Origin of the sequence: Chryseobacterium sp. SC28, from assembly GCF_003932955.1 — a bacterium.
GTDB lineage: Bacteria > Bacteroidota > Bacteroidia > Flavobacteriales > Weeksellaceae > Epilithonimonas.
On the sequence record NZ_QOVY01000017.1, the window covers coordinates 22,689 to 42,837 of the forward strand.

General features: G+C 37.6%; 21 protein-coding genes and 1 pseudogene. 10 read left to right on the forward strand and 12 right to left on the reverse strand.

What is annotated here, in order from left to right; translation table 11 throughout:
- Window positions 1–28: 28 nt before the first annotated feature.
- From DTW91_RS09825 to DTW91_RS09840, 4 genes are all read right to left on the reverse strand, one after another.
- Window positions 29–2,356, reverse strand: a complete 2,328-nt coding sequence (locus tag DTW91_RS09825; protein ID WP_125203212.1) for an ATP-dependent helicase — start codon at window positions 2,354–2,356, stop codon at window positions 29–31.
- Between the two features lie 82 nt (window positions 2,357–2,438).
- Entirely contained in the window at window positions 2,439–3,482 is a 1,044-nt protein-coding gene (locus DTW91_RS09830) for a hypothetical protein (RefSeq protein ID WP_125203213.1), read from the reverse strand.
- The gene (locus DTW91_RS09835) at window positions 3,479–4,390 is read right to left on the reverse strand and encodes a glycosyltransferase family 2 protein (protein WP_125203214.1); all 912 of its coding nucleotides are present in this window, start codon (window positions 4,388–4,390) and stop codon (window positions 3,479–3,481) included. Before DTW91_RS09835 ends, DTW91_RS09830 begins: the two co-directional genes overlap by 4 nt.
- Entirely contained in the window at window positions 4,391–5,191 is an 801-nt protein-coding gene (locus DTW91_RS09840; protein WP_125203215.1) for a class I SAM-dependent methyltransferase, read from the reverse strand.
- 236 nt (window positions 5,192–5,427) lie between these two features.
- Between DTW91_RS09840 and DTW91_RS09845 the strand changes: the two genes are divergently transcribed.
- Window positions 5,428–7,020, forward strand: a complete 1,593-nt coding sequence (locus DTW91_RS09845; protein WP_125203216.1) for a peptide chain release factor 3 — start codon at window positions 5,428–5,430, stop codon at window positions 7,018–7,020.
- A gap of 238 nt (window positions 7,021–7,258) precedes the next feature.
- On the opposite strand, the gene DTW91_RS09850 is transcribed toward DTW91_RS09845, so the two are convergent.
- A complete protein-coding gene (locus DTW91_RS09850) occupies window positions 7,259–8,098 on the reverse strand; it encodes a CPBP family intramembrane glutamic endopeptidase (RefSeq protein ID WP_125203217.1) in 840 nt (279 codons plus the stop codon).
- A gap of 330 nt (window positions 8,099–8,428) precedes the next feature.
- Window positions 8,429–8,983 carry a tetratricopeptide repeat protein gene (locus tag DTW91_RS09855; RefSeq protein ID WP_125203218.1) on the reverse strand — a complete coding sequence of 185 codons (555 nt, stop codon included), beginning with the start codon at window positions 8,981–8,983 and terminating at the stop codon, window positions 8,429–8,431.
- 219 nt (window positions 8,984–9,202) lie between these two features.
- Between DTW91_RS09855 and DTW91_RS09860 the strand changes: the two genes are divergently transcribed.
- From DTW91_RS09860 to DTW91_RS09885, 6 genes are read left to right on the forward strand one after another with little or no spacing between them, the layout of a single operon-like run.
- The gene (locus DTW91_RS09860; RefSeq protein WP_125203219.1) at window positions 9,203–9,871 is read left to right on the forward strand and encodes a MarR family winged helix-turn-helix transcriptional regulator; all 669 of its coding nucleotides are present in this window, start codon (window positions 9,203–9,205) and stop codon (window positions 9,869–9,871) included.
- Between the two features lie 3 nt (window positions 9,872–9,874).
- Window positions 9,875–11,350 carry a phytoene desaturase family protein gene (locus DTW91_RS09865; protein ID WP_125203220.1) on the forward strand — a complete coding sequence of 492 codons (1,476 nt, stop codon included), beginning with the start codon at window positions 9,875–9,877 and terminating at the stop codon, window positions 11,348–11,350.
- 1 nt (window position 11,351) lies between these two features.
- Complete coding sequence (locus tag DTW91_RS09870; RefSeq protein WP_125203221.1) at window positions 11,352–12,188, forward strand: phytoene/squalene synthase family protein; 837 nt, start codon at window positions 11,352–11,354, stop codon at window positions 12,186–12,188.
- 24 nt (window positions 12,189–12,212) lie between these two features.
- Window positions 12,213–12,686 carry an SRPBCC family protein gene (locus tag DTW91_RS09875; protein WP_125203222.1) on the forward strand — a complete coding sequence of 158 codons (474 nt, stop codon included), beginning with the start codon at window positions 12,213–12,215 and terminating at the stop codon, window positions 12,684–12,686.
- Window positions 12,683–13,141, forward strand: a complete 459-nt coding sequence (locus tag DTW91_RS09880) for a sterol desaturase family protein (protein ID WP_125203223.1) — start codon at window positions 12,683–12,685, stop codon at window positions 13,139–13,141. The genes DTW91_RS09875 and DTW91_RS09880 overlap by 4 nt, the downstream gene beginning before the upstream one ends.
- Entirely contained in the window at window positions 13,141–13,824 is a 684-nt protein-coding gene (locus tag DTW91_RS09885; protein WP_125203224.1) for a lycopene cyclase domain-containing protein, read from the forward strand. Before DTW91_RS09880 ends, DTW91_RS09885 begins: the two co-directional genes overlap by 1 nt.
- A gap of 237 nt (window positions 13,825–14,061) precedes the next feature.
- On the opposite strand, the gene DTW91_RS09890 is transcribed toward DTW91_RS09885, so the two are convergent.
- Window positions 14,062–14,613: a hypothetical protein gene (locus DTW91_RS09890; RefSeq protein ID WP_125203225.1), complete on the reverse strand. Its 552-nt coding sequence runs from the start codon at window positions 14,611–14,613 to the stop codon at window positions 14,062–14,064.
- 4 nt (window positions 14,614–14,617) lie between these two features.
- Complete coding sequence (locus tag DTW91_RS09895; RefSeq protein ID WP_125203226.1) at window positions 14,618–15,694, reverse strand: RHS repeat-associated core domain-containing protein; 1,077 nt, start codon at window positions 15,692–15,694, stop codon at window positions 14,618–14,620.
- Window positions 15,695–15,810: 116 nt separating this feature from the next.
- Between DTW91_RS09895 and DTW91_RS09900 the strand changes: the two genes are divergently transcribed.
- Together DTW91_RS09900 and DTW91_RS09905 are read left to right on the forward strand one after the other, a co-directional pair.
- Entirely contained in the window at window positions 15,811–16,056 is a 246-nt protein-coding gene (locus DTW91_RS09900) for an addiction module protein (protein WP_125203227.1), read from the forward strand.
- Window positions 16,053–16,349: a type II toxin-antitoxin system RelE/ParE family toxin gene (locus DTW91_RS09905; RefSeq protein ID WP_125203228.1), complete on the forward strand. Its 297-nt coding sequence runs from the start codon at window positions 16,053–16,055 to the stop codon at window positions 16,347–16,349. Before DTW91_RS09900 ends, DTW91_RS09905 begins: the two co-directional genes overlap by 4 nt.
- An 816-nt stretch (window positions 16,350–17,165) precedes the next feature.
- On the opposite strand, the pseudogene DTW91_RS12890 reads toward DTW91_RS09905, so the two are convergent.
- A pseudogene (locus DTW91_RS12890) lies at window positions 17,166–17,342 on the reverse strand (RHS repeat-associated core domain-containing protein); the annotation flags it as partial.
- A gap of 34 nt (window positions 17,343–17,376) precedes the next feature.
- Window positions 17,377–17,856: a hypothetical protein gene (locus tag DTW91_RS09915; RefSeq protein ID WP_125203230.1), complete on the reverse strand. Its 480-nt coding sequence runs from the start codon at window positions 17,854–17,856 to the stop codon at window positions 17,377–17,379.
- A gap of 18 nt (window positions 17,857–17,874) precedes the next feature.
- Here DTW91_RS09915 and DTW91_RS09920 point away from each other — a divergent pair, with 18 nt between their 5' ends.
- Window positions 17,875–18,150, forward strand: coding sequence for a hypothetical protein (locus tag DTW91_RS09920; RefSeq protein ID WP_125203231.1), 276 nt, complete (start codon window positions 17,875–17,877; stop codon window positions 18,148–18,150).
- A gap of 49 nt (window positions 18,151–18,199) precedes the next feature.
- Here the strand turns inward: DTW91_RS09920 and DTW91_RS09925 are convergent, their stop codons facing one another.
- A complete protein-coding gene (locus tag DTW91_RS09925; RefSeq protein WP_125203232.1) occupies window positions 18,200–18,715 on the reverse strand; it encodes a hypothetical protein in 516 nt (171 codons plus the stop codon).
- Entirely contained in the window at window positions 18,712–20,133 is a 1,422-nt protein-coding gene (locus DTW91_RS09930) for a glycoside hydrolase family protein (RefSeq protein ID WP_125203233.1), read from the reverse strand. The genes DTW91_RS09925 and DTW91_RS09930 overlap by 4 nt, the downstream gene beginning before the upstream one ends.
- Window positions 20,134–20,149 lie beyond the last annotated feature (16 nt).

The window sequence follows — 20,149 nt, forward strand, 5'->3', positions numbered from 1 at the left end:
TGTTTCTTTTCAACTTTTATCTTGCCTCTTAAATTTTTGTCAATTTAGCAAATTTCAATATTAGATTTTTCTCGCCTTCATTTTTGAAAATCACTTTCGCTTTGATGTTTTGAGGATCGGTGCCGTCCAAAAACTTCACTTCTCCAACGCCAAAACGGTCGTGACGCACCAGATCGCCCACTTCGATATTTTCCGAAGATTGCCCGGCAGGATTAATGATTCTCGCCGTCGCAACGGGTTTCAATTGTTTTGGAAGCGGCGCATTTACATTCTTTTCCAATGTTTTTTTCTCTTCTTTCTTTTTGAAAAATCTGGGCTCGGAAGGCCCATCGTCAAAGATAGTGGAATCCAGTCCGGAACGGTTCACAAACTGGAGTTCCGTCACAGGATTGATCATTTCCAGATATTTTGGATCTACCTCGCTCAGGAATCTCGACGGCTCGGCATCGGTAATTTTCCCCCATTGAAATCTGGAAACGGCGTAGCTGAAAAATACTTGCTTCTCTGCCCTCGTCAACGCGACGTAGAAAAGCCGTCTTTCTTCCTCCAGTTCTTCTCTCGTAGAACTGCTCATAAAACTGGGAAAAAGATTTTCTTCCAACCCAACTAAATGAACCACAGGGAATTCCAAACCTTTGGAGAGGTGGATGGTCATCAGCGATACTTTGTCTCGGTCATCGTCTTTATCATTCTGAGTATCGGCAGAGAGCGCAATATTCTCCATAAAATTGGACAAACTGGGGTCGCCCTCCTCTATTTGCGTTTGCTCATCGATGAAACCTTGCATCGAGTTCAGCAATTCCTGAATATTTTCCACTCTGGAAACGCCTTCCGGGGTTTGATCTTCTTTCAGCAAATTGATTAGGCCGCTTCGTTTCGCCACTTCCATCGCCACATCGTAAACGTTTTCGGTTTTCAGCATCACTTGGAACGCTTTGATCATCGCCCAAAAATCATTAAGCTTGGTCAATACACCATTGTTCAAACCTAATTGAGGCGCATAAAACCCGAGATTATCCAAAACCTGACTGACAGAAATGTTCTGAGAATCTGCAAAAACGACTAATTTATTTTGAGTCGTTTCGCCAATGCCTCTTGCCGGAAAATTGATAATTCTAAACAAAGCTTCCGAATCATTTTCGTTGACCAAAAGCCGCAGATAAGCCAGTAAATCTTTCACTTCTTTCCTTTGGTAGAAAGACAATCCGCCATATACGCGGTAGGGAATATTCTTTTTTCTGAGCGCATCTTCAAAGGCTCTGGTTTGCGAATTGGTTCTGTAGAGAATCGCAAAATCGGAGAAATGGTGTTGTTGCGTATTGTGTAATTCAAAAATATTAGCCGCCACAAAATTGGCTTCGTCGGCATCGGAAAGGCTGCGATAAACTTTGATTTTTTCGCCAATTTCGTTCTCGCTAAAGACATTTTTTTTGAACTGCTGCACGTTTTTGGAAATCACGGCATTCGCTGCATCCACGATATTCTGGGTCGAACGATAGTTCTGTTCCAGAGACACCGTCACCGCATCGGGATAATCTTTTTTGAAATTGAGAATGTTGTAAATATTCGCACCTCGGAAGGAATAGATCGATTGCGCATCGTCTCCAACCACGCAGATATTTTCAAATTTTGAGGCTAAAGCCTTGACAATCAAATACTGGGAATGATTGGTGTCCTGATACTCATCGACCAAAATATATCGAAATCTGTCTTGATATTTGGCCAAAACTTCCGGAAACCGCGTCAATAACTCATTGGTTCTCAACAGCAAATCGTCGAAATCCATCGCGCCGTTTCGGAAACAAACCTCTACATATTTTCTGTAAATCTCACCGATTAGTTTCAGATTCGCCTTTTCATCTGCTTCCATTAGTTCTGGATTATTGAAATAAGCGTGAACGGTGATGAGATTATTTTTGTACTGCGAAATTCTGGAAAGCACTTTTTTGGGTTTGTATATTTCCGCATCGATGTTCAGTTCCTTGATGACCTTCTTCATCACATTGAGCGCGTCCTGAGAATCGTAAATGGTAAAGTTGGATGGAAAACCGAGATAATGCGCCTCGCTTCTCAACATCCTAGCAAAAACGGAGTGAAAAGTTCCCATCCAGAGGGATTTTGCATCGCTATGGCCTACGACTCTCGCGATGCGTTCTTTCATCTCCTTGGCGGCTTTGTTGGTAAAGGTGAGGGCCAAAATATTAAAAGGATCCACCCCGTTGGTAATGAGATGGGCAATCCGCATCGTGAGAACCCTGGTCTTGCCGGAACCTGCGCCTGCCAAAACCATCAACGGCCCTTGCAATGTGGTAACTGCCTCAAGCTGAGGCTCATTCAATCCTTTCAGATAATCCATTCCAAACTCAAAAATTAAGATAACAAAAATAGCGAATTTTCCGGGAAGTTTTAATCTTTTAGTGATTCAATCTGGCAAGCAGCTAAAGCGTGTTTAGAAATAATTGCAGACGCCGGCTAATACTTTCTTTTGAAAAGGGACTGAAATCAAATCTTTGATTTTTGAGTTCCGAAAATTGCGTTTGCAAATCTGGTTTTTCCTCAATTATAAACGGCAAATCCGCACGATATGCCGGCGGGAAAATGGCTGGTTTACCATATTTGATGGCATCTCCAATGTTTCCGCTGATTTTCGTGAGGCCGTAGATTTCTTTGATCGAAAAAAATTGGGTTTCGGTTTGAATGGGGCAATATAGAACATCCGCTTTCAGCATTTGTTTGTCAAAATATTTTTGCGAAATTTTTTCCGTAAAGTATTTAATATTAATAAATTGAGGCAGTTGATCAGAAATTGACTTTAATACTTCCAATTCTCTGCCCGCGGCTTTTCCCAAAAGTATAATATCATAATTTTGACCAATATTTTTGAAATTTTTAAGTTTTGCCAACAACGAATTGTAATCTCTTCTTTTCTGCGAAACTTCCCCCGGAACAACAACTGTAATGACATCATTTTCAGAAACTTGACTGTCAAATTGATTAAAAAAAAGAGGAAAAAACTTGAGCTTATTCTTTTTGGCCATCGCTTCATCTATTCCCAAAAGGTATTTCGCTTTCCGATAGAGGCTTGGCGCTTCCAAAAGACCTTCTTTTAGAAATAATTTCAGCCGGTACTGTTGGTCTTTTTTGAAAATACTTTGGAACAAAATCCATTTGGAGGTTTTGGCAAAAGTGAGATTGTGAACCACTATTGCGGTATTGAAGCGCTCCACAACAGATTTGTAAAAAATAAAATGCCGGTGAACCGTTCCGATAATCACAAGGTCATATTTTTTATTTGCCAAAGTTTCAGAAAGCTGGGAATATTCTGTAAGAAAGATATTTTCCTCATGAATGTCGAGAAATTTAAAGATCTTTTCGGAAAAATAAAAATCGACATCAAAATCTTCCGAATCTTTGGTCAGTTTATAAAAACTGGCAGCCAATTCGGCGTGCGTATCGAGTTCTATGTAAGCGATTTTTTTCATAATCCAAAATTTCTGAAAAACTCTTTCCAACGCAGATTCCGGATAAAACGGATTTCTTCTGTGCTCAATTCTCTTTTTTTATTTTGCTTCAAGAAAGACTTCATCGTGATGAAAAACTCCTTGGCCGAACGGTTTTTGAAACTTGATTTTGCAGAAGAAATCATTGCCAAGGGCAAGCTAAGGCCGATGTTGTAAAAATATTGTCCGAGTTTTTCTGCTTTCTGGCTTTTGTATTGGTAAGCCGTTGGGCGCAAATGTTTGACCCAAATATCCTTGATCGTCACCACTTCCCAACCGTACTTTTTCGCCAACAAAACATCCAAATTGTCCCAGCCCAAAACGGGTCTCAATCCATTCATATCTTCAAAACAATCTTTCCTGTAAGCTTTTATCGGACCACGAACGTGATTTTTGGACGATAGATTTTCGAAAATCCAATCGTGGTTTTTATTTGAAAAATCAAATAAATTTTCACTTGGCAATTTCAGATTTTTTATTTGTGGATTTTGTTTGTAATTTCTTATATAAACCAAGCCGGAAACCACGCCGGCTTTGGGATTTTCTTCGAAAACACGGTTGATTTCCCACAAATAATTCCTTGGAAAAACAATATCTGCGTCAAATTTACAGATGACATCAAAAGCTTTCCAGTCCATGGATTCCAGACCTTTGTAAAAAGTTCTGACGACTTTCGCGCCCGGCTGATGTTCGGATTTTTCCAGATTTACAAGCCGAATGTTCGAGGTCTGATTTTGGAAATGCTCTACAATTTCCCTTGTCTTGTCCCGCGAACCGTCATTGACCACAACGATCGTAAAATCCTGAAAACTCTGATTTTGTAGAGATTCCAGACACGAAGCAATGCTCTTTTCTTCGTTGTGGGCGGGAATAATGATGAGGAACTTCAATTAAAATTTATTTGATTTCAAATTCACTTCAAACAAAACTTCCGGATTTTTCGGACTTTCGAAAGTGGAAGTTTTGTATTTATTTTTTGTAAAAATGGCGCACATCGTATTTTGAGGATGATAGAGATTTTGGTGCAACTCTTTCGGCAAAGCATCCAAAATAGCCTTGAAAACTTCGTATCGTATTTTCTCCGGATTGTAGGCGTAATCGTGCCAGACTACCACCGTTTTTTCGTGAACCAAATACCGGAAAACCTTTTCTGTATCGTGCTTTACCATCTCGTAAGAATGATCGCCATCGATGAAGATCAAATCGTATTTTTTATTCAATCCTGCAAAATCATAAGTTTTGGTGTTGCCTTCCAAATGCAGAATTTTCGGATTTTTTTTGGACAATATGCCGTGAAGTTCCGCGTATTTTTTGTTCCATCCCATCGCTTCCATTTCTTGTTTGGAAAGATTGAGAGTTGTACAGTCATCAATCAATTTTGCCACGTTCCACACACTTTCGCCACGCCAAGTTCCGATCTCGAAATATGAGTTTTTGCCTTGCGCCAAAGTCTTTAGCAATGCCAAATCTGTCGGGAGCGAACCGCCATCCAGAATAAAAAGCTCCACATCAGCATCGAAATTTCCATCGAATATTTCGTCCAAAGAAACTTCGGGAAGACTGAGAAAATCCGGATATTCTTTTTGAAATTCTTGTTTGCGAATATCATTCAAATCGAGAATAATATTGAGCAAACTTGGCTGTTTCAAGATATGCCGAATGGCGTTTTTTAACTTCTGAAGCTTCGTCATCGATGAGAGAAATTGGTTTTTAAAATCCTTTGATTGGCATTGGAAGCCGAAAGTTACTGATTTCTGCCAAATTATTTAATGAAAATATTTCGATGCTTCTTAGATATGTCGTTCAAAAATAATCGCTGTGACAGGATTATGAGCTTTAAACTTCATTTCAGAACTCTATTATTGGTCATAAAGTCGATTTTCAAAATCCAACAAAAAACACGATTTTTGCAATCTCAAATTTTATTATGTCTTTAGAACAGGAAATCAGCAGGAGAAAAACTTTCGGAATCATCTCACACCCCGATGCGGGAAAAACGACGCTTACCGAGAAGCTTCTTCTTTTCGGAGGCGCCATCCAGGAAGCAGGCGCGGTAAAATCGAACAAGATCAAAAAAGGAGCAACCTCCGATTTTATGGAAATCGAGCGCCAAAGAGGGATTTCCGTCGCGACCTCGGTGTTGGCTTTCGAATATAAAGGTTATAAAATCAATATCTTGGATACGCCGGGTCACAAGGATTTTGCTGAGGATACTTATAGAACTTTGACGGCCGTGGACTCCGTAATTGTCGTGATAGACGTGGCAAAAGGAGTTGAGGAACAGACGGAAAAATTGGTTCAGGTTTGCAGAATGCGAAATATTCCGATGTTGGTTTTCATCAACAAACTGGATCGCGAAGGCAAAGATGCCTTCGATTTGCTGGACGAAGTGGAGCAAAAACTGGGTCTGCGCGTGACGCCACTTTCTCTGCCGATTGGTATGGGAGCAGATTTTCAAGGGATTTATAACATTTGGGAAAAGAACATCCAATTGTTTTTGGAAGAGAAGAAGCAGAAAGTGGGTGAAGCGGTGAAATTTGATGACATCAATGACGCGCAAATCGATGAGTTGGTTGGTGCAAAAGCGGCCGCAACGCTTCGGGAGGAATTGGAATTGGTAGAATCTGTCTATCCGGAATTTGACCGAAATGATTACCTTAACGGCGATCTGCAACCGGTGTTCTTCGGTTCTGCTTTGAATAATTTTGGCGTTCGAGAGTTGCTGGATGCTTTCATCGAGATTGCGCCGCAGGCTCAGCCAAAGGAGAGTTCGACAAGAATTGTAAAACCCGAGGAGAAAAATTTCACGGGATTTGTTTTCAAGATCCACGCCAATATGGATCCGAAACACAGAGATCGATTGGCATTTGTGAAAGTCGTTTCCGGCACGTTCAAAAGAAATGAAAATTACTTGCTTGTGAGAGAAGGCAAAAAGATGAAGTTCTCCTCTCCCAACGCTTTTTTTGCAGATAAAAAAGAAGTGGTGGACGAGAGCTTTCCCGGCGATATTGTTGGACTGCACGATACGGGAAACTTCCGAATCGGTGATACTTTGACGGCTGGCGAAAAAATCAGTTTCAAAGGAATCCCAAATTTCTCTCCGGAGCATTTCCGGTACATCAACAATGATGATCCTTTGAAAGCGAAACAGTTAGCCAAAGGAATCGACCAGCTGATGGACGAAGGTGTGGCGCAGCTTTTCACATTGACGATGAACAACCGGAAGATCATCGGAACGGTTGGAGCACTGCAATATGAAGTGATCCAATACCGTTTGGAACACGAATATGGCGCCAAATGCACCTACGAATCCATCGGCATCCACAAAGCGTGTTGGGTGGAAGCGGACGAAAAGTCTGATGAGTTTAAAGAATTTGCGCGATTGAAGCAGAGATTTTTAGCCAGAGACAAATACGATCAACTGGTTTTTCTGGCCGATTCATCTTTCACGATTGTGATGACGCAGGAGAAGTTTCCGAATGTGAAACTGCATTTCATTAGCGAGTTCCGGAAGAACTAGATTTTTACGAAGTGTTCTGCGTAAGTTTGGGAAATTTATTGTGTGGAACGTTGATGACATGGCGAGGGGCTGCAGTTCAATTAACTTTTCGCCCGAATGTCAGACAAATGAAAACCAAAGCAGAAGGTAAATACAAAAAGCCGAAATTGTTCGTCTGATGGAAGCACCTATGATAGTGCACTACAGCAGATTGTTATTTCTTCAGCCAGCCTCTTGCCAAACCTTTTTTACATGCCATTTAGTCTGTTATGTCTCTTTTTATGCTTACCGCTACTTGTCCAAGTTTGCCGCGTGTAAGAATCAGTAACATTGTTGCTACGAATAAAAAAGACAGAGCTAAAAGCAACTCAACTGATATAAAATTCTTTGTCTTAGCATTTGCAAGAAAAGCGTTTAATACAAAAGGACTGGAATTAAATACAGCGTGCATTATAATTGCAATAATAATATTTTCTTTAGAAATGTTGTACACAAATGTCATAATAAACGAAAAACTGATAACAAGTATAGCATAAACAATCATTGGGCTTGATGTCCAGGCAGGAATCAAAAATAACGGTAAGTGCCACGCAAACCATAACAGACCTAAAATAAGTGAAGCTAAAAACGGACTACATATTTTTAATAATCTTGGCAAAGCAAATCCTCTCCATCCCGGTTCTTCACCGAGTGGTCCTGCAGCAAAAAAAATCATATGAATAATTGCAGAAGGGTATAAAGAAAAGGCTTTCCAGTTTAATGAACTTAAAGGAGGAATTGTGAGAACTGCACTCGGAATAATTACGAACGCTGAAGCTATTAAGGCAAAGCCCACAAGTAGTCCAATGATTATTGCTCGCCATGAAAACCTGAAATTAAAGAATATAAAATTTCCTTTAGATAGTTTTTGTGTAAAAAGGGCGGCAAATAAGGGTGCATAGCTTCCTATCACTACGTACTGCATAGGAATTTTTACTGGCAGATAACCAATTCCTGTTTGTGAAAGAACTAATGGTAACCAACTTAACCATGCAAATAAATACGCTAAGGAAAAAAATATCAAAAGAGGCCGTTCTTTTGCAGTTTCTCTTACTGTCATTGAAGTCTTTTTTTAATTAGTAGGCGTCCGTAGCTTGCTTTCTGTAGCAAACCCCTCAACACCAATCCATTACAAATATACAAAAAACTGTAAATCAAACCCTCGTTTTGGATTTTCCGGATCTTGACATTGAAGCAGCAATTTTCATTAATTTTTTGCGAAAAATGACGAGCGAAGCGGTCATAATACTGCTCCGTTAAAGGTTCCAAAAAATTAAAAAGAAGAAGGGATTGAAGCAAGCTCATTAAAGAGATTGCTTCCGTGTCATTTTATAAAACGGGAAAAGACGCCCAAAAAGCGTCTTTTCTGTAATTAAATAGTGTTTTAAAATTAGTTCGTCAAGCTTTTGCTCAGGTTGAGCGCATCTTGGTTAGAACTGTCGTATTGCAAAGATTTTGCGATATACTGTTTCGCTTTTTCTTTGTCTTTATCCTTTTCCTGAAAGGCTACAAAGAAATACGCATACGCCAAGTTTTTCTTCGAAGATTCAATTTCTTCGGGTTTTATTTTGGCAATATATTGCTCATAAGCCGTCTTCGCAGAATCGTTGTCTTTAGAGGATTGATACGCATATCCAAGACTGTAATAGGCCGGCGCCCAATCGGGAATCAGGGCTATGACTTTTTTCCAAGTCGCAATGGCAGAGTTCCAGTCGCCTGCATCCTGATACTTGGTTGCCAACGTCGTCAGCGCCTGTGTGTCATCCGGTTTTGCTGCCGCTTGTTTTTGCAGCGCGTCCGTACTTGGATTGCTAGTTTCGGCGGAAGCTACTGCATTAGTATTAGTTTTGGTAGTATCGGTCGTTTGTGTGTTTTGTGCCTGTAGATAACCGGCAGTTGCCAGAGACAGCCCCAAAAACAAACTTTTAATTTTCATTGTTTTCATAACGTTTTGTTTTAAATATTTGTGTAGCTAACACAATATGGATTCCACAAATGCCTATTTTTTTTGAAAAATTAATATTTTTAAGAATATCTTAACTATTAAAGCCTCTTCCTTAAGAAATTTTAGAATAACAATATTCAACATAATTTTAAATTTAGAAAATAAATATACTTTTATAAATAATAATTAGTATATTTACAAACTTTTTAAAACAAGAAAATGAATTATCAATTAATAAAGGATTTGATCAATCTGCTCGAAACCTTTGATAGAGAAAGTAAAAATCAGGTCTATTCTTCCGACATCGCAGGCTTCAAGAATTGGATAGCAGATCAAATCAATAACCAATCGGTTGGCAATGAACCGGACTGGGAAGGCAAGGAAAACGGAAGATCGCCGGAAAGCGTCATCAGCACGTTGTTTGTGCATCTCAACCGATATGCTAAGTCTTATTCCAAGTCGGCGATTGCAAACTCCGATTTCCGCACGCAAGACGAATTCAGTTATTTGATCAACTTGAAAGCCTTTGGACCGATGACAAAAATGGAATTGATAAAGAAAAATATTCAGGATAAATCTTCTGGAATCCTGATCATAAATCGGCTAATAAAACAAGGCTGGGTAGAGCAATCCGATTCTGAAAAAGATAAAAGATCAAAAGTTCTCGTCATCACTGAAAAGGGAAATAGAGATCTCGAAAAACAGATGAAGAAAATCCGCGAGGCTACCAATATTGTTGCAGGAAATCTGAACCATGCCGAGAAAATGCAGTTGATCAAAATTCTGAGCAAATTGGATCACTTTCATCATCCCATATTTTCTAAAAATATCGACAGCCAAAATCTCATCGAAACTGTTTACAAAGAATATTCTTTCGGAAAAAATTAATTTATGGGAAGTAAAATAGCCATCATCGGATCTGGATTTTCGGGATTGTCTGCTGCTGCGTATGCGGCTCAGCTGGGTCACGAAGTTCACGTTTACGAAAAGAATGCCACCCACGGAGGCCGAGCCAGAAGTTTCCAAACGGAAAATGGATACACTTTCGATATGGGACCAAGCTGGTATTGGATGCCGGATATCATCGAAAATTTCTTTAATGATTTTGGACGGAAAGCATCAGATTTCTACGAGCTAGTTCCGTTGGATCCTCAGTTCGAGATGGTCTTCGCCGACGGCGTGATGGCAATTCCAAAAGATTTTGATGAAATGAAGGCGCTCTTTGAACAAATCGAGAAAGGTGCCGGGAAAAAGCTGGACGATTTTATGAAAGACGCGCAATACAAATATGAAGTCGGGATGCAGGATTACGTGACCAAGCCTTGCCATTCTTGGTGGGAATTCTTTTCGCTAAAGATTTTGAATAGCGCGCTAAAGCTTGATTTGCTGTCCGATTTCAGCACCTTTGTCCGCAAGTATTTTTCTCATCCCAAATTGATTATGCTGATGGAATTCCCGGTGATTTTCCTCGGCGCAGCGCCAAAAGATATTCCGGCTCTTTACAGCTTGATGAATTATGGCGGCTACAAACTTGGCACTTGGTACCCAATGGGAGGCTTCATCAAAATTATAGAAGCAATGCACCAAATTGCTTTGGATCAAGGTGTTACATTTCATTTTGAAGCCAATGTAGAGCAAATTATTGTTAAAGACAAAGAGGCAACTGCCCTTTTAATTAAGGGCGAATCAACGGGTTTCGATGCCGTGGTGGCTTCTTCAGATTATGCCCATACCGAGCGCCGGCTGCTCGCGAAAGAATTTCGGAATTACGATGACGAGTATTGGGAAAAGAGAACGTTTGCGCCGTCTTGTCTGATTTTTTACCTTGGAATTAAAGAAAAAATACCGAATCTGAAACATCACACTTTGTTCTTTGAGAACGATTTGGAGCTTCATACCAAAGAAATTTATGACGATAAAAAATGGCCTACGAAACCCTTGTTTTACGTCTGCTGCCCTTCCAAAACGGATGATAGTGTAGCGCCGGAAGGCTGCGAAAATCTATTTCTTCTGATGCCCATTGCCACAGGAATAGAAGATTCTGAACAAGAAAGAGAAAAATATTTCTTAGAAATGATGGAGCGACTGGAAAAACACACCAAAACATCCAACCTAAGCTCCAAAATCGAATATAAGAGAAGCTATTGCATCGATGATTTTAAAGAAGATTACAACGCATACGCCGGAAATGCCTACGGATTGGCCAATACACTGTCGCAAACCGCCGTTCTGAAGCCCTCATTGAGAAACAAAAAAGTGAAAAATTTATTTTATGCAGGACAGCTGACGGTTCCGGGACCCGGCGTTCCTCCAAGTCTTATTTCCGGAAAAATAGCCGCAATTGAAGCCCACAAAAAATTAAATTGATATGAAACAATTATTTGACGACCTTTCATTCAAAATCAGTAAAGAGACCACCAAGCAATACAGCACCAGTTTTTCGCTCGGCATCTTGGCTCTCTCTTCCAAAATCAGAAATCCGATCTACGCCATCTACGGCTATGTGCGATTGGCCGATGAGATCGTGGATAGCTTTCACGGCTTCGACAAGAATAAGCTGCTGTCCAGATTCCGGGATGAGACTTTTTTGGCTTTGGAAGAGAAGATAGCGCTCAATCCTATTTTGCAGTCTTTTCAGGAAACCGTCAGCCGATACCAAATAGATCACGACCTGATCCGCCAATTTCTTAGAAGTATGGAAATGGATCTTCACAAGATCGATTACAATTCGGAACTTTATAAGGAATATATTTTGGGCTCGGCGGAAGTGGTTGGTTTGATGTGCCTGCATATCTTTGTAGAAGGCGATAAAGAGGAATTTGAAAAGCTGAAACCGTATGCGATGATTTTGGGATCGGCCTTTCAAAAAGTGAATTTTCTTCGCGATATGAAAGATGATTACGATGTTTTGGGCAGAACTTATTTTCCGAATGTGGACATCGCAAGGTTCGACAACCTCGTGAAGGCTGAAATAGAAAAGGAAATCGCAGCCGAATTTCAGAAAGCGCTGGAAGGCATCAAAAAACTGCCCCGCTCCTCTCGATTTGGCGTCTATCTGGCCTATCGTTATTACGTTTCGCTTTTCAAAAAGATCAAGAAAACTTCTGCCCACGAGATTATCAATCAGCGAATTAGAATCTCGAACCCTAAGAAAATTTCGCTGATGATGGGTTGCTATGTGGAATATAAAATGTTGTCGATCTGACTTTTATTAATTAAAAAATGAACAATGACACACCGACTTTATAGAGAACAGCAAGTAAACTGCGATATAGAAACGGCCTGGAAATTCTTCTCCGCTGCCAACAACTTGTCTGTGATTACGCCTCCCGAAATGAACTTCACCGTCCTGACAGACTTGAAGGATGACGAAATCTACGAGGGAATGCTGATCGATTACACCGTTTCCCCACTTTTTAATATCCCCATGAAATGGCAAACCGAGATCACGCAGGTGGATTTTGAAAATAGTTTTACAGATTTTCAGAAAAAAGGACCTTATAAATTGTGGAATCATTTTCATGAGTTTATCGAGAATGATAATGGGGTGCTCATACGCGACACTGTGGATTACGAATTGCCTATGGGATTTTTAGGCGAGATAGCGCACCATCTATTGGTGAAGAAAAAATTGGAAAATATATTTAACTTTCGGCATCAAGTTTTGGAAGACATGTTCAACAATAAAAAAGAAGCGTCATGAATCTATTAATCGTTTTTGCCACTTTTTTCCTGATGGAAGGCTTCACGTGGATGGTTCACAAATATGTGATGCACGGCTTTTTGTGGTCGCTGCACCGAGATCATCATGATCATAGCACCGATCCTCCTTTGGAAAAAAATGATTATTTCTTTGTTATTTTTGCGATTCCTGCAATGGCGTTGATGTATCTGGGAAGTGTCAATGATTTTAATTTTCTCTTCTACATCGGAGTTGGAATTACACTCTATGGGATGTCCTACTTCTTCGTGCATGATATCTTTATTCATCAGCGGATTAAATTCTTGAAGAATACGAAAAATCCGTATTTGCTGGCTATAAGGCGGGCGCACAAGCAACATCACAAACACATCAACAAAGATGATGGCGAATGTTTCGGATTCCTTTGGGTGCCGATTAAATATTTCAAACTGTATTTCAAAAAGGAAAAAGCCTGATGCAGCCTTACACTTATTTGCTGATCAACTTCTGCACTGTTTTCGTGTGCTTTATATTTTCTTTTCACCCGAAAATCAAGTTCTACAGGCATTTTGGCGCTTTCTTCAAAGCGTCTTTTTTGGTAGCTTTGTTCTTTGTTCTTTGGGATATTTGGTTTACAAAGCACGGCGTTTGGTGGTTTAATTATCGATATTTAAGCGGCATAAAAATTTCGGAATTACCAATTGAGGAAATATTGTTTTTCATCTGCATTCCGTTTTCTTGTGTTTTTACCTACTTCTGTCTGGATAAGTTTTTCAAACTCGATTGGAAAGCGCAGATTGAGAAAGTTTTTGTAACAGTTGCTTCTGTTATATTTCTGGGAATTGCGATTTACTATCACGACAGAATTTATACGGTTGTCACGTTCGTTTCGGCGTCCATCACTTTGTTGATCTTATATTTTTTGTTGCGCGTTTCGTGGATTGGGAAGGCTTCTTTTGTTTATATCATTTTGCTTCCCGGCTTCCTGGCAGTGAACGGCATCCTGACCGGGACCGGCTTGGAGTCCCCTATTGTGAACTATAATGCCGCGGATTTTATTGGTTTTCGGATTCTGACCATTCCGGTTGAAGATTTCTTTTACGGCTATGAACTGATTCTTTGGAACTTGTATTTCTTCAAAAGATTTCAGCGCGATTGAGGGATTTTGTAATGTGCTGCAGTTACGAAGTTTTTCTTTTTTTCTTAGCTCGGTACTAATCGATATTTTTGGTAGGATTCTTCTCGTGGATAATCTACTTCTGTCGTCTACAGATGTCAACAACAGCAACAAAATATTAACAAAAAACTCTACTTTTGAGTGTGCCTAAAGTGGGTGAGATTACACCTTCATAAAGTTAATGTTTATGTTTTAAGTCATTAATTTCTTTCTCAACATTTATGGTTCTGTATTCCAAAATACCGAAAAGTAGTTTTCTGATGGCATTTCACTATTAATAAAGTAAAAATATCGTCTTGAGTGAACTCCCGAAGTATCACTATAAGTCTTTAGATTTTCAATAATCTTGTTAAACATTGTTATATCATTTTTATACTGCCATATTAAATAATAGAATTCAGAAGTTTTATATATTTTATTTAATAGCTCTCCATTTATTTTTTCTGTTTTTATTACATTATTTTCTACCACATAATTGTAAATAATGTCATTATCAATGTCATAAAGTAAAGCATTATAATCCTTTGAATCAATGTAAGCAAGAACAGATAAGCCAGTTAAGAAAATTTTTCGTTTTATTTTAACATCTTTAATGCCAAAGATGTTAATTAATTTATTATACTTTTTCAAATTAAAATTACAATCATAGAAATGTTTAGATTCTTCTGATGTTTTTGTTTGATTAAGTTTACATAAAGGATTTTCATTTTCAGGAATTGAAGAACATGAGAAAGAAAAGACTATAATTGTTAATAAAAATATATTTTTCATGATTTTACTTTTTTAATGATTTTGTAATTTCATTGAAAATAAGAACTGCTTTTTGAGTAGGTGTGTAAATTGTTGTTTTAGATTGTATTAAAGGATTCTTATATACACTTTGCCTTTGCAATATTTGAGAATCACTTACGGTACCACCATCTTGTGTTGGGCTATAGTAAGTTCTTAAAGGTAAATCCTTCGCACTTCTTAATGAATTTTCCCACATTGAAGCGAAAACTTCAGATTTTGAAACACTACGTTCTTGATCGTCCCCCGTCTGAAGTTTATACCATTCTGAACTTAAAACGCCCCTATCAAATTTTTGATTGGCAAAAGCATGTCCCAACTCATGGAACAAAGAAACATATGGAGTTAATGCTTGGTTGCCTTCTGTTGTAGGCACTTTATCTTTTTGATCAAACGAAATATATGTATTAATATTTTTGGTATATGATCTTCCATTAGGACTTTTATAAATATTAGCATTCGTTTCGTCATTACTAAACAACCCAAGATACATTGATCCAACAGAATTTTTATCATTCTCAGTTATTTGTCCCAATAATCCCATTGTATTTGCTAAAAAACTATCTTTAGCAGGTGTGTATTCATTCCAATTTTTGTTCTTTTCATCATATGAATAAAGCTTTCCATCATCATATTTATAACCTTTGTTATTCTCATCATAAATGTAAATCCACTCCCCATTAATATCTATATTTTTAATGGGATTATTAGCTACATACCCATAAGGACTAAGGCTATGATATGCATCAGCAAAATTATCAATCACACCCCATCTACCAATATCCGGCATATAAAATCTTGCCCCATAGTCGTACATCCCCGTCTCTTGGAGTTCCTTCCCGTTGTACTTGTAATTATACGGGATCGCCATCGGATCATATAAAGACACCTGCCCAAAAGGTTTCAAAAAACTCATCCCAAAGGGGTAATAATCATTTGTGTCCCTTATTTCAAGAGCGCCTGCGCTGTTCTGTACATAACTTACTCGCACGTTGCCTAAGTGATCTTTGTACTGGTAAATATAACGAAAATTCTCAAAATCGTAATAGCCCTCTGCCGCCATTGTATGGATAAATATAAATTTGTTCAGTTAAAATTTAAAGAACTTATTGCTTTAAGTTGTCAAATTAACTAATTTAGCATCAAAGTTTAACAACAAAACCTACAAACCACAAAATAATGAACCTCCAATACATACACGACACCCAAGGAAACGCCACCGGTGTTTTTATTCCGATTGAAGAATGGCAATCGCTAAAGAAAAAATATGACGGCTTACAACAAGAAGAACTAAAAAGCCCTGATATACCAGAATGGCACAAAAAAATACTAGAAGAACGCATAGAAGACTACCGCAAAAACCCTGAAAACAGTATGGATTTTGAAGTAACGATGAAGTCTGTGAGAGAAAAATTAGGTTTATGAGTTTTGCCTTTCAAAACAGGCCGAGAGTTTATAATGATATTATAGAAGCGGTAGAACATTTTTTGTCTGTAAACCCTGATTTAGCCGAGCGTTTTCTGAATAGTATTGAGGAAGCTAAAGCAAAAATTCTGAACTCGCCTAAAGGTTTTCAGGTAAAGTACAACGAAAATGTAAGAACCCTGCTTCTAAAACCGTTTGATTACCACATTTACTTCTTGGTAGAAGAGCAAACCATTACTATTCTTGCCATTTTACACGCTCATAGTGGATCAGAAAAAATTAGTGAGATTTAAAGACTTTTTTGCTAAAAATGCTGCTGCGCTGTAAAATAACAAAGCCAACTCATTGAGTTGGCTTTGTTAGTTTATTTCTCGTTCACAATAAAATATTTATAATAAAGGAACAGTAATATATTTGATAGTATTTGGGAAAAGATAATAGTCCTAGAAACAAAACCATTAGTAGTATTTTCAAAAATACTCGTAGTTCCTTTATCCAATTTAAAAATTACTATAAGTGATATTACATTTACAAAAAAATAGATATGATGAAACTTCTGTTTTATGATTGATTTTGTCAAAAAATACATAATTAAAGTGAATATTAACTGAACAACTTGAATCATAAAAAATAATATAGGTGTCATACCCACTTCACCTCCCGAACGTCCACTACCCACAAGTATGATGCAAGATATAATAAAAGTAATTACGCCCTGAATAATAAATAATACAGGCAAAGACAAAGATGCTTTATTGTTCATTATCTAAAAAATTAGAATTAGCACCAGTAGTTTCATCTCTTGCCAAATTTTTAATAATTTCAGCAGCATCTTTTTTACCTTGGTCAAAACCAGAATTGATTCTATTCGTAGCCGAAGTATTTACATTACTGGTTGCAAAAAAAGTATTTGACCATCCTCCCATTGCTCCATCAACATATTTACGGTTATAATCTCCCAACTGCCTGCTTACAGAAACATCAAATCTATCATACATTGGCATCGGTTGTCCTCCTGCAACCGTCATATATCCTCTAAATCTTCCCTGCCAATATTCAGGCGAACCTCCTGAACCTCCGTGTTGACCATTAATAAATATAACGAGATTTCCATCGGGGTCAATTGCATTAACGGGTGTATTATTTGCGTAGCTGTATGGCGATTTACTCAAATACAATTCTCCTTTTCCATCAGAAACTCCCCATCTACCAATATCCGGCATATAAAATCTTGCACCGTAATCATACATCCCCGTCTCCTGCAGTTCTTTTCCGTTGTACTTATAATTCTAATTCTTATAAGTAGCACTCGGATTTTAATTATGCATTACCATTAACATAAAAATCAAATAACTTATTTTCCTTGAGATTTATTTTAGCTCTCCAAAAATAACTACAACCATCAGTATTTAGAATTATATCTCTTTCCCAATTATCTGGGCAATCCTTTTTCCAAATAAAGTTTATCCATATTATTTTATTCCCATTAGAGTCTATATAACCTACATATTGACGATTATAATTTTTAAGATTTTTAACTATTTTAGGACATTTTTTACCAAAGTTAACCATAGCTATTGTTTCCTTTGGCATTAATGTAAATATAAGTTTTTCAACGCATTCAATCTCTTGTTGCGATGGTGTAAATCTCCCTTCTATACCAGTTATAAAATTAATTTCTTTGGATTCATCAAATACATATCCTCTATAACATTTAAAATCCATTCTATAACCATCATACAGATTATTACTTGTAAAAAAATTACTAAAAAACAACGATATTATTAATATAAATTTCATAATCTATGGGGTAAATATTTGTGGGGTGATATTTGGAATTACAATTGGAGCAGCTGTGGTAACCCTGCTTCTGCGCAGGAAAAGAAAAAGGATTCTGTAATTTTCGAGTATAAACCTCGCATTTTCTATCCTGTTGACTGCTCTTGTCCAGATAGAGTACTTTACAAAGAAGCAAAACCCGGTGACAAAAATTTTAATCCATATAACTATAAAGAGATAAAGCCGATTATTATTGATTCTCTACCTAAAGAGATGCAAAAGAAAATCATTGAACAGGTTTACAGAAAAGCATAAAAAAGCCCTCACATTTTGTGAAGGCTTTCAGAGTTTAATTAAATTGTTTTTATTTCTTAGAAAAAGATAAAAGTAAAAAATCATTATTTATTAATAAGGCATATCTATTCCTATTCAAATAATAAAAAACATATCCTTTATTATCCACATCATTTTTAATTTCACCAAAGGAAAATTGAATATTTTCTATTTTCTTTTCGCCTATTAGATTAAGGAGCGATTGACTGATACTACAATTCTTTCCTTCTTTTACAATACAATCATCAATTACGTCTGTAGGATATAATTTTGAATTTTCATCATTGATTACATCTGCTATTTTCATTTTTTTTCCTAATCTAATAGTATCACATTTATGATTACCCTTTATGATAAACAGAGCAAGTTTCGGATTATAAAAATATTTTTTCTTACTATAATTCTTTCTCTCTATAGTTATATCATTACTTCTCTTTTTAGCCCCCATTTCCAACAATGTAGTTTGAACTAAAGAAAGTTTGAACTCATTTACCTGACAATAAAAAATTGCAGGAGTTAATAATACTAAAAATAATATATGTCTCATTTCTTTTTTTCTTTATTATCATCCTTAGCCAAATTATTAAGATAATCAACAATTTGCTGAGTAGATTTACCTTTAAGAACATCTAAATTAACGGATATACCCTCTGTATAAAGTAGGTTTTCTGCATATCTTCTTTTTTTTAATCCATCTCCTCCTCCCATAAATTGTAGAAAAAAGCTCCCTCCACTATATTTGGAACCATCTTGTTTATATTGACTCATTTTACCAGGTCCCATATTGAAAGATGCATCATATAAAGCATTCAATTCATTATCTGCTAAATCATACTTGTCGAGATACGTATTAGCTTTTGAAATTATTGATTGTGAATCACTTTCAAAAAGACTTTGAGCTTCTGACTCACTAATTGAACTTCCGACCTTATAAGGGTCTCCTTTTTTTATTAAGTGCCCATAACCAATCGTAGGATTTCCTAAATGGTCATTATAACCAATGTGATTTCCATTCTTATCAGTGTTCGCCCCTTCATAATACTTTTTGAATGCACTCAAAGAAGAAGTTCCAACTTTCCCATAATAGTAAGACATTTTTCCTCCGTGATTTGAAGAAACTAAAATGCCATTTCCTAAAGGACCTTGTTTATCTAATATTGTTTTAGTTACAGAAATTTGTTCTTGAGTAAAGACATATGAAAAGTGAATTTTTTCTAATCCCTCTAATTCTCTATGCGCAACTACAGCATTCTCAGAAAAAGCGTAAGTACTATTGTATGGATATTTAGTAGCAAGCGGATCTATGTTAAAAAATCTTCCCACGTCAGGCATATACTGACGCCATTTATATTGGTAGAAACCAGTCTCTTGTAACTCTTGCCCCTGCATCTTGTAATTGTAAGGTATAGCCAGCGGATCATACACGGAAGACTGCCCAAAAGGTTTTAAAAAGCTCATCCCAAAGGGGTAATAATCATTGGTGTCCTTTACTTTTAAATCATTGCCTTCTTTCAGATAACTTATTCTCACATTTCCCAAGTGGTCTTTGTACTGGTAAATATAACGAAAATTCTCAAAATCGTAATAGCCCTCTGCGGTCGGGAAGAAGGAAAGGATCATATTGTCTACCAAAGGCGGGTTTCCTGTATCGATAAGGGCTATTTCCCTACCCTCATCCCAAGAGAAGGCTTCTTCCTCGCCTGCCTTGGATGCGGACATTGTTTCATCATCCGGCTCTTCCAGCGCCATACGGATGGGCTCGGTATTGGGAGTGGAGTACTGGAAACCGTCCAGATATTCCGTATTGATGGTGGTTGTACCGGAGGCGTTGCTGAGGACGAATTTCTTTTTAATTTTTACGCCGTCGGCTCTGTAGTAATAATTTGTCACATTGGCATTCTGCTGGATTTGTTTAGGAAGGTTCAGGAAGTTATAGGCAATTGCCGAGATGCCTTTATCCGGCATTGCCGTGGTGTTTCCA